We start from the raw sequence: 1,147 nt of genomic DNA, 5'->3' as shown, positions 1-1,147 counted from the left end.
CAAACATCTCCCAGGAACGTATTCGCTCTGATTGCGCATCAGCGAAAATGCAACCTGCGCCAGCTTTCTGGTCAGGATCGTCAACGCTTCGGTTTTGGCCTTACCTTCATTCAGTTTCTTTTCATAAAACGGCGCCCAACTGGCCGATCGGCAAGCCGCCATTGACGCGTTATGCCCCAGGCGTCGTATTTCAGGGTCGCCTTTTTTGCTCAATCGGCGGCGCCCTGATTTGTTTCCTGAATCCGACACCCGCAAATCCAGACCCAGATAAGCAATGTAGGCATCTGCGTTTTTGAACTCTCCGCGCAGAAATGCAGCAAATAATCCGGTAGCCGTCAGAAAGCCGATACCTTCGATTTTCTGGCAGCGCTTGACCTGGGGCATCTGGCCCGCTTCGTTCAGCAGCGTCTTGAGCTGTTTTTCGATGCTCTTTTCCAACGCGTCGAAGTCATGCATCAAGCGTTCGAAACCGCTTTCGAACAACGATTCCTTTCCCCAGCTTTGTCGGAGCGCCGTCTGAGTGGCAACGAGCTTCGCCCGGCGATGCAGCAGGTGCTTTAGCTGGTTATATAGCTTGGGTGGCGGGTTCCACTGGCGTAATTCGTCGCCTTCTTTTTCCAGATATCGGGCCAGCAGCTGCGCGTCACAGGCGTCCGTCTTGGCCCGCTTGCCCAGGCTATCTCGATATTTACTCACCCGGGCAGCATCCACCACAAAGACTCTATGCCCGCTCTCGTGGGCCAACCCGGCCAAATCCAGGTGGTAAGTGTTTGTCGCCTCAAGCGCAATGGCGCTGCCAGCAGGCAGCATTTTCAGCCAACGGCAGATGGAGGCCCGCTCATTGGCAATGCAGGCCGTTTTGTCGCTACCACGGCGAGCAATGACAAGCTCCGCCATCGCCACATCGACACCCACAATCGCCGACGCATCAACAATTGCCATGACTTACCCTCCGAGCTAGGGTTTAAGTGCTTGATGGGGGGCACCGTAGCGCTGGCTTGCTTCTATCGTCGGTCCAGTGGCCGATGCATTCCTTATCGGCGCTTCAGGTGACAGGGTGAGATGGAAGTCTCCCAACGGTCTGTACTGGCTAGAGTCAGATTCGGCTTTCCGTCCTGCCCACCCCATCAAGTCTAAGCATACAAGC

General features: G+C 55.5%; 1 protein-coding gene. It reads right to left on the bottom strand.

Annotated features, from left to right (window positions below; all coding sequences use genetic code 11):
* Positions 1–942 (bottom strand): IS110 family transposase (locus ACIPL0_RS30940; protein ID WP_400603073.1); only part of this gene is annotated, 942 nt, incomplete at its 3' end.
* Between the last annotated feature and the right edge of the window lie 205 nt (positions 943–1,147).

The sequence above is a fragment of the Pseudomonas sp. NPDC090208 genome (assembly GCF_044746785.1).
Lineage (GTDB): Bacteria > Pseudomonadota > Gammaproteobacteria > Pseudomonadales > Pseudomonadaceae > Aquipseudomonas.
The sequence above is the reverse complement of the archived record's forward strand: the minus strand, read 5'-3'. Positions and strand labels throughout refer to the sequence as shown.